Source organism: Sphingobacterium shayense, assembly GCF_013179575.1.
In the GTDB taxonomy this organism is placed as follows: Bacteria; Bacteroidota; Bacteroidia; order Sphingobacteriales; family Sphingobacteriaceae; genus Sphingobacterium; species Sphingobacterium shayense.
Window position 1 is genome coordinate 1 of sequence record NZ_JABMCQ010000162.1, and the last position, 9,563, is coordinate 9,563.

At 39.9% G+C, this 9,563-nt stretch carries 6 protein-coding genes and 1 pseudogene; 3 read left to right on the plus strand and 4 right to left on the minus strand.

Annotated features, from left to right (window positions below):
* The 3 genes from HP439_RS15535 to HP439_RS15545 form a co-directional block, all read left to right on the plus strand.
* Nucleotides 1-255: helix-turn-helix domain-containing protein (locus HP439_RS15535; RefSeq protein WP_172391254.1), on the plus strand; the 255-nt coding region annotated here is incomplete at its 5' end.
* Nucleotides 256-457: 202 nt separating this feature from the next.
* Nucleotides 458-1,273: a ZIP family metal transporter gene (locus HP439_RS15540; protein WP_172391255.1), complete on the plus strand. Its 816-nt coding sequence runs from the start codon at nucleotides 458-460 to the stop codon at nucleotides 1,271-1,273.
* 1,633 nt (nucleotides 1,274-2,906) lie between these two features.
* Complete coding sequence (locus HP439_RS15545) at nucleotides 2,907-3,557, plus strand: HAD family hydrolase (RefSeq protein ID WP_172391256.1); 651 nt, start codon at nucleotides 2,907-2,909, stop codon at nucleotides 3,555-3,557.
* 290 nt (nucleotides 3,558-3,847) lie between these two features.
* Here HP439_RS15545 and HP439_RS15550 read toward each other — a convergent pair whose 3' ends face one another.
* The 4 genes and pseudogenes from HP439_RS15550 to HP439_RS15565 all read right to left on the minus strand — a co-directional run.
* Complete coding sequence (locus HP439_RS15550; protein ID WP_172391257.1) at nucleotides 3,848-5,263, minus strand: Gfo/Idh/MocA family oxidoreductase; 1,416 nt, start codon at nucleotides 5,261-5,263, stop codon at nucleotides 3,848-3,850.
* Nucleotides 5,264-5,287: 24 nt separating this feature from the next.
* Entirely contained in the window at nucleotides 5,288-6,676 is a 1,389-nt protein-coding gene (locus tag HP439_RS15555; protein ID WP_172391258.1) for a 3-keto-disaccharide hydrolase, read from the minus strand.
* A gap of 531 nt (nucleotides 6,677-7,207) precedes the next feature.
* A complete protein-coding gene (locus HP439_RS15560; RefSeq protein ID WP_172391259.1) occupies nucleotides 7,208-9,148 on the minus strand; it encodes a polysaccharide biosynthesis protein in 1,941 nt (646 codons plus the stop codon).
* 103 nt (nucleotides 9,149-9,251) lie between these two features.
* A pseudogene (locus tag HP439_RS15565) lies at nucleotides 9,252-9,563 on the minus strand (nucleotidyltransferase); the annotation flags it as partial.

The following is a 9,563-nucleotide window of genomic DNA, read 5'->3' on the forward strand; positions in this document are numbered from 1 at the left end:
ATGCATATGAGTAGACCCACTCTTTATCGAAAAATAAAGATGTTATCGGACTTATCTCCAAACGAACTCATTAATCTTACACGACTAAAAAAAGCGGCTATACTTTTGCAAGAGGGGAACTACAAAGTTTATGAAATCTCCAGTATGGTCGGATTTAGCTCTTCGTCCCACTTTATTCGAAATTTCCAAAAACAGTTTGGAGTCAGCCCGAAAGGATGGGGAGAACAGCATCGTGAATCTCCGACCTTCACTTAAGAAAGCCTATTTCTTCTTCACGCGTTCATTAATAATAAACCTATCATCCCACGGTTCAATTCTAATGGCCGACCGAAGAGAGCAAGATATCAATAATCGCTATTAAATTCATAGACATTTCTTACGTTAGACTATGCAATAGTTTTGTTAGATTAGGTCAACTTTTTATTTTTGCAATAAAAAAACATCACAATATAGATTTATGAACGACATTATCGCCTATCTATCAAATATTTCACCGATTCTCGCTGCATTCTATGCAACCGTTTTTACATGGGCGCTTACTGCGTTGGGTGCAGCCGTAGTCTTTCTGTCAAAAACAATGAATCGGAATTTTATGGACACGATGTTAGGTTTCACTGGTGGAGTGATGGTTGCAGCAAGCATTTGGAGCCTGTTAATTCCTGCCATTGATCTGACAGAAGGCGAAGGGTTCGCTCAAGTGGTACCCGCCATTATCGGCTTTTTACTTGGTGCGGGATTTCTATTTTCGTTAGATAAGGTACTTCCACATTTCCATGTGAATTTTCAAAAAGTAGAGGGAGTGAAATCTCCCTGGCAAAAAACGACGCTACTCGTTCTAGCAATTACGCTTCACAATATTCCCGAAGGTCTTGCTGTAGGCGTACTTTTTGGTGCAGTAGGTGCTGGCATCCCGGAAGCGAGTATAGGTGGCGCAGTGGCATTAGCATTAGGAATTGGCCTTCAGAATTTTCCCGAAGGAATTGCCGTATCAATGCCCCTCCGTCGCATGGGTATGTCTCGCCGTAAAAGCTTTTTCTACGGACAAAGCTCCGCTCTGGTAGAGCCTATCGCTGCAGTTGTCGGCGCGTTAGCCGTCGGTTTCTTCACGCCTATTCTCCCCTACGCATTAGCGTTTGCCGCTGGAGCGATGATTTTCGTTGTGATCGAAGAAGTGATCCCCGAAGGTCAGCAAAACGAGAACTCAGATTGGTCAACATTAGGATTTATAGGTGGTTTTATTGTTATGATGACCATGGACGTCGTTCTAGGTTAGACCTTCAACCTCCTATCTGATAATTACCGCTCAAGTGTCCTGTATTACAAAAAAATCCTGAAGTGGGGAACTTCAGGACTTTTTTTTACTAACCAATTATTAATTAACCTAATTTATGAAAAAAATTACTCTTACTGTATTCTTATATCTTAAACGTCGAAGGCATAGGCATAGTATATAGTCGCCGATACTTTAACAAATTTTAACAGACTAATGAAAGAATTATAGATGCAAGTAGACGCTATTTGCAATCTATAAAACTAGCGAGTAGCTACAGCGTACAGTCTGCGCATATTGTGTATACCCGTAAGCGTAAGCTGGGCAACAACAACTGTATTACAAAGACCCTTAGTTCGAGGCAAGAAAAATTAAAAGTTAGTGAAAACTAGCACTTTGAAATAGGCGCAAGGAAACGCATTGAGGCTAGAATATCCGACATAAAACAGCAGGTAACAGGATCGTTCATAAAAAAAATATCCGTTATTGTTCGGATAAATTTAAAATAATACATAACTTTGGAGCCTGTTCCCCTCCCCGGGGGGCATAATTTTCATAAGCATATAATGGCCGCTCAGCACGGCCATTATTATTTTCCAAGCCAATCTCTAGTTCATTTTTCCCTGCTATTAACTCTAATTTAGAATGCAGAATAATAATGTAAACACACCAACTGTACTAACAAAATAATCGATAAAATAATGGTTATTCCAAGCAATTTGGTGGTCACAGGAACGGTGTTATATACCTTTAAAAATTTTGTACGCATCTCACTTTTTAAGCTAGGTAGTTTTTCTCAAACAAAAATGTTTCTTCTTGTCCAAACATTTCAATTATATGCTGTAAAAGTACAAACAATATTTAACATTTCACACATCGTTGAATGATATTTTTACTACAACAATAGAATTAAAGAACTATTTATATTTTTGAATATCAGTGTCCACGAATCGACTATTGAACAGAATCACACTAGATCACAGATCTAAAAAACGCCAGTAACACTTTAATAACCTTAATACCAACATGTTAACAATATAATCTTGAAAGAAATAAAACGATCGAAATTTTATTATCCGATTTTCAAACTACTTAGCAAAGCAATTCGAAAACAACGGTGAAGGATATGAAAGTGTGTCGTATAAAACTATAAGGAATGAAAAAAAACAAATAATTACGAATTGAGTATGCTGATGGAACAGAAAGCAATTAGGAGAAATAAAATCGGAGATTTGTGATAATAAAATGTATGCACCCGAGCTCTCCGATCGGCATTGGAGAACAGGGTGCATTCACTTTTAACTAAACAACATATATATGAAAAAAGCAGACTACACCTTGTAGTCCCTGTCTTTTCCTAAATTATGAGATTACGCGTGAGGAGGTTTGGTCGTTCCATTACACATAAGTTTATATTTTATAGCTGCTAAAAAAATAAGGCGTTTTGTAAAAATATCACACCTATCTAAGCGTTTAGCTACAATATCTATAAAGATAGTATTTATTCTTTATAAAACAAATACGAGCGAACCGATTTTATATTTTCCAGTCTTTCACAATAAAGAATGACGAAACTCCCTGCTATATAGCCTACTGATAATTTTCGTTTGCGTTATATAATTTTTAGCTTTACTCCATGAAACTTATCATCTTTGACCTAGACGGAACACTAATAAACACATTAGAAGATTTAGCAAATAGCGGTAATTACGCATTAACTGTTCATCGCTTTGCTCCCCATCCCATCATGGCATATAAAAATTTTATCGGTAACGGTGTCGACAAATTAATTGAGCGAATTATACCAGTCGACAAACGAAGCGCCGAGCTAATCAAACAAGTGAAAGATACCTTTGTCTCCCATTACAACGACCACGCGCAAGACCACACCCAACCATACCCTGAAATTCAACAGCTATTAGAACAGTTACAGGAAAAAAATATCAAAATTAGTGTAGCCACCAATAAGTATCATGCGGCCGCAGTACCTCTCGTTGCACAATATTTTCCGAAGATCAATTTTGATTTGATTCTGGGTCATCGGGACAATTTCCCGATCAAACCCGATCCGGCCATTGTACTCGAAACGCTAGCGAGGTTGGCTGTAAACAAAGAAGATTGTTATTACTTAGGAGATTCTAACGTGGACATGCTCACCGCTAACGGTGCTGGCGTCAAAGCAATAGGCGTTACCTGGGGTTTTAGATCAGAACAAGAGTTGCGTGCAAGTGGTGCGGAATTTATCATTCACTCCCCTTTAGAATTGCTAGAAATCATCAAACAATAAGCCGTTCTCCGAAAAGAACAACAGTGAACTTACTTAAATAGCTTGAATCCTCAACGAACCACTACAAACGCTTAGTGTAGAATTAACACTACATTTTCAAGAACAAATTTTGGCATTCGATTAAGAATGCCGATATTTGTACTATCATAATTTAGGTTTATAATTGGTTAGTTAAAGGTTTTCATTCTCCCCGTTTGAAAACCTTTTTTTTTTAAAAGAAGTATATAATCAAGAAAAACGGGCCTCAAAGGCCCGAATTCACTAACTAAGTCTATGAAAAAAATCGAATATTATATCTTATAGTATTGCTCCCAACCTTTAGATGGGGGTGGTCCGACCAACAAGCTATTTGCAAATTTATCATTCACGATTTCTTTCCGAACAGGATCGAACGTCAGTTTCGCATTTAACCGTTGTGCAACGACCCCTAGGCAAAAAACCTGACTCAAAGGACCCGCGATATCAAAGGAGGATCTAGTCTTCTCTTCCCCTTTACATGCTTTTAGAAAATTTGCAAAATGATTTGACGGTGTTTCTGCGACCTGTGGCAGCCTATCCGTCAACGCTTTAGCCCGTTCTTCAGGAATAATTGAAAGCGTGCTTGCATGCGAACCTCCTTTAAACGTTAACTCTTTCGAATAAATAATCTTGCCCGGATTCAACTTCGCAGGTTCAATCTTTCCTGTGCTTGGAGCTGGGATATTTGGATCAAGGCCCGACACGCCATATCCCTCAGGAATCGGAGGTAAATTATCCACTCCGTCGTACCAATTGATATCCACCGCGGGCATGTTTTTACGTTTCGGAAAATGAAACTTCAAGGTTGATGACATGGGGAAGAAAAAAGAATTATGTCCCTCTAATGAAACAGCATCAACCTGCGTTGGCAAACCAAGTTCCAAAAACTCATGCGCTGTATCTAAAATATGCGCCCCCCAGTCTCCCAATGCGCCCATCCCAAAGTCAAACCAACAGCGCCATTGACCGTTCACAAAATCTTTATTGTAATCATGACCCAAGGTTTGCATCTGCCATAGATCCCAATCTAAAGTCTCAGGTATTCGGTCTGGGTAGGGAAATCCTTTTATATTGGTATCCCACCCATGCCAACGGCGAGCGATATTCATATGCGCGTCAATACGATGTACATCTTTTATAATTCCAGCATCTTTCCATGCTTTGAACTGGAAATAATTTGCCTCTGAATGCCCCTGATTTCCCATCTGGGTAACAACATTCGGAAATTTCGCCGCTTTTTGCGTCATCAACTCTACTTCCAGGAATGTCCGTGCCATCGGTTTCTCTACATATACATGCTTACCTAGATCAATGGCCATCATGGTTATTGCAAAATGAGAAAAATCAGGTGTTCCGACCGTTACGGCCTCGAATTGATTCCCGATTTCATCGAACATCTTACGGAAATCCTGAAACCTAGGAGCATCAGGAAACATACTGATTACCTCTTGCGTATGCGGTGCCCCCATATCGACATCACATAGAGCGACGATATTACACAAGCCGGTCTTATATAGGGCTTTTATAATTTCCCCACCCCGGAAACCAATGCCGATACAGGCGAGATTGACACGTTCGTTGGGTTTTGCCATCGCGACTTTACCGAGCACAGAATTGGATAAGAGTGTAGCTCCTCCAAGCATCGCCGTACGATTTATAAAGCTACGACGTGATAAATAATGATTCATTGTAATTCGTTTTAATTTTCTGTGCTACTTCAATTTTTTTATTTTTATGCTACGAAATGAAACTTGATCTCCATGATCTTGAAGAAGGATATGTCCTTTTTCTGCCTCACCAAAGTTTTCCCAATCTTTATATTTGCTGATAGCTACAATATCCTTAAATTCTTTGCTTCCCCGTTGATATGTTACCATCAGCTCCCCATTTAGATAATGCTCCACTTTGTTATCTGGTGTGACGACAATTCTACCTCTATTCCATACCCCTATCTGACGGCGAGGACGTTTGTTTCTGTTAGAAGTGATTAAGTCGTATAATGAAGCTAATGTACGATTACCATCGCGACCTAACTTAGCATCGGGATGACGTTCATCGTCCAGCACCTGATATTCCAGCCCGATTGCCGAACCTTTCGTTTGTTCTTTAAGAGTCACAAAGTATTTGACTCCGCTATTAGCACCTTCAGTTAACTTGAACTCAAAAGAAAGATCAAAGGCTGCGAATTGCTCTTGAGTGATTATATCCCCCCCGTTGGTCGACTCTGCACCGTCAGATTTTTCAACCTTAATTATCCCATCTGAGATAGTCCACCCTTTCTCCGGAAACGCACCTGTTTTCACTCCTTTCCATCCTTTGGACGTCTTTCCATCAAAAAGAAGACTTACACCTGCTTTTTTCTCAGCAACGCTCAAGTCATTTTCCTTTAGATTAACAATGTAAATATCTTTCGGAAATGAAGTAGGTTTCAAGTTCTCTGTTTGAATACGGACATTCTTAAAATAAACTTTCTTGCCATCCAGTTCATCAGGAATGCTGTGTACTTGCAGGCCGATAAAGCCCTCTCGATCTATCGTATCAATAACAAACGCCGTCGGCACGCCATTTAAGAACGTACGCATTTCGTCGCCAATGGCTTCAATACGCACATGATTGTATTGCTCCGACTTGTATGCTGTTTTCGCTTTTGGGTTTAGGTCCAACGGATATAACCATAGCCGTCGCGCTTCGTCGTATATACCGCCCGCCCAAGCTCTCGAAGTAGGATCTATTTCGACTTGTCGACCATACACCCTACCTAGCCCATTATTTCCTGCTGGATCGATATGGCTTCGTGTTTGCACGCCGGAATTCGTCTGATTCCCTTCCAACTTGACGTCAAGTTCTAAGATAAAGTCACCATATTCTTTTTCTGTTATCAAAAACGAATTCGGTGTTCCTTTAGTCATCCTTCCAACGATTACACCGTCCTCTATCGTATATGGTGCTTTCCCTCCTACCGCCTTCCATCCGTCCAATGTTTTACCATTAAAAAGATTCTTCCAGTTTGCGTCAGAGGTTTGTGCTGAGGATGGAACCATCAGTGCCAGCATCATCCCGGCTGTGGTCACGATCTTAACAATTGCATTCAGCTTCTTCATGTTGATTATTCTGTTTAAATTAGTTTTGTTTCTTTTTCGACTTTTCCCACTCAAAAGAAAAAACACGATAGCATGATGCTATGGCTTTGCTTCATCCTTATTGGAATCCGGTTAGAAAACCTAGTGTTTACGGTTTATAAGTATGACCGAAGTCGTTTATACAATAATATCAATTATTTCAGCCGATAACGAGAGAATCCTACTTAATTTACGAAAACGTTTTAGTTTATATTTAAAAACATGCATCTCACTAGTATGGCCTGAGATTATTTAAAGTAGTGCCAATTAAACTAAATAAAACTCTGTTTATCAGAAAATTAGACATAAAAACCCACATGCACCAATAGTAACGAACATGCGAAAACCTCAACATTTCTCCCCTACCGCTTAAACACTCGGAAATAAATATTTGGGGCAATTCCACTTTAACCTAACAAAACACGAGAAAAGCTATGGGCCATAAAGAAAACCCCATCAAAGCTTGAAGGGGTTTTCTTTATGGATGCTAATAACTTTATATTTTGGTAGTCTCTACAATTTCTCAACCGGCGCATGTTCGGAGTCGAGTTGGCTGAAAACCGAGTTTTGAGAGACGAATTCTGGGACAATTCCTTTCAATTGACGCACAAGTTCCAACGCATTTGAATCAGCGCTACCATGTTCACTTGCAACATAATCACATAAACCTTCCAAGCGAATTCTTTTTTCGATGATATCACTTGAGGAAACTTTAGCGATCATAATTTTAGGGTGATGTGTTTTTATCGTATTTTCATTGTTCGCCAGTAGTTCTTCATAAATTTTCTCTCCAGGACGAAGTCCAACGATCTTAATATCTATATCTTGAGGATATCGGTAACCTTTAAGCTTAATCATACGTTGGGCCAGATCCATAATTTTTACAGATTTCCCCATATCAAATACAAATATCTCACCCCCCTTACCCATGGCTCCTGCCTCAAGAACGAGCTGGCATGCTTCAGGAATAGTCATAAAATAACGGGTAATATCGGCATGAGTGAGTGTCAACGGTCCGCCACGCTCCATTTGCTTTTCGAATAGCGGAATTACCGAACCGTTTGATCCTAATACATTTCCAAAACGGGTTATAATAAAATTAGTACTGGAACGCTGCGAACATGAATTTACATAAATCTCTGCCGCTCGCTTTGTAGCTCCCATAACGTTCGTCGGATTCACGGCCTTATCCGTGGAAATCATAACGAACTTATAGACATTATATTCAATGGATAGGTCCGCCATAATACGGCTCCCGTATACATTTGTCCAAATTGCCTCATACGGATTCGCCTCCATCAACGGAACATGCTTGTACGCTGCCGCATGAAATACGACGTCTGGCTTATACTTGTCAAAGATACGACGCATAAAAATCTTATCACGCACGTCGCCAACTATGTAATATGCTTCGGCTGGGTTCGTTGAATGAATTGTTTGCTGAACATCGTATAAAGCAGATTCCGCTTGATCTAAAAGGATTATTTTTCCATATGGTAGACTCGCAATTTGGCGCGCTAATTCACTACCAATAGATCCTGCAGCGCCTGTTATCAACACCGTCCTCCCTTTAAGCTCTTGTTCAACCACCGGGTTATCAAGTCTGATAGGCTTTCTACCCAGGAGATCTTCGATACGGAGTTTACGTATTTGCCGTTTCCCTCCCCCATTAAGTAGCGAGCGTCCAGGTTGCATTATTTGCAGCTCTAAGTTTAACTGTTGAAAATGATCGGTCACGCGTGCGAGACGTTCGGGATCATTGTTCTCTACAGCAATGATAACTTCATCGATGTCATGTTTCTTTATATAAGCCTCATCAATATCTGTGATATGCAGAATACGCAGGCCACGCGAATTTTTGCCAATTCTGTTCACTTTATCCTCTACAAAAGCTACTACCTTATTTTTCGCTCGAATATCATCGTGCAGCATGGCAAAGGCAACCAGCCCTGGACGTGATGCGCCAAATATCAACACATGTTTATTTTTACGCTTAGCAAAAAAAAGCATCTCATAAATTTGCCGATAAGCAACCCTAGCGGCAACGAGCATCACCATTGTAAAGAAGCCGTGCGTAAATATGAGTGAATAAGAAAGGTGAAGATACTGCGCTCCTATGGACTCAGCAGGAACGAATGAACGTAAAAGAAAATTAGTGAAAAACAAAATCATACAGGCCAACCATATGGTCTTGAATATTCGAATAGCCTCACTTAGCCCGGTATGGCGAACGATGTCCTTATAGGTCTTCATCCATAAAAAAGCAACGAGATAAGCCATTAAAATGATGATCGATTTTTTGACCATCAGTTCTACATTAAAATTCCCCACGAAACTATTTACGATAAAGTGTGATCCTAAATAACAGCAAAACACAATAATCATATCGATCAATAAGATCACCCATCGGGGATTATCTTTCCGCAACTTTCTCTTCAACAAACTTAAATCCATCTTGGATAACAACGTTTTAATATATAGGTATAAAATATTAATTTTGTGACTCAATACTCGTCTGGCTACGATAACAACTATCTTGCCATAACATTTTATTACGCTACTGAAACAGTACGGCAGGGTAAGCGCCTTGCTCAACAAGATCAGCAATCTGCTTGGTAACGAATGGCTTATCTTCTGGATAAGTGACACCAAACCATTTGGCCTCTGTTGGTATTACTTTAAAATCTGCGGCCCCTTGGTGAACCATTTGGTCTGGAATAGACGGAATAAAATACTCGGCTTTCGGATTATCTTTGTTTTGCTCTACAAAAGTAGGAAATCCGGCTTTAGCGACGTCAAGAATAATGGGATCGAATCCCCAAAAATTCATCGATACCGGCGTTGTTTCTACTAGCGGATGTTCTTGGTC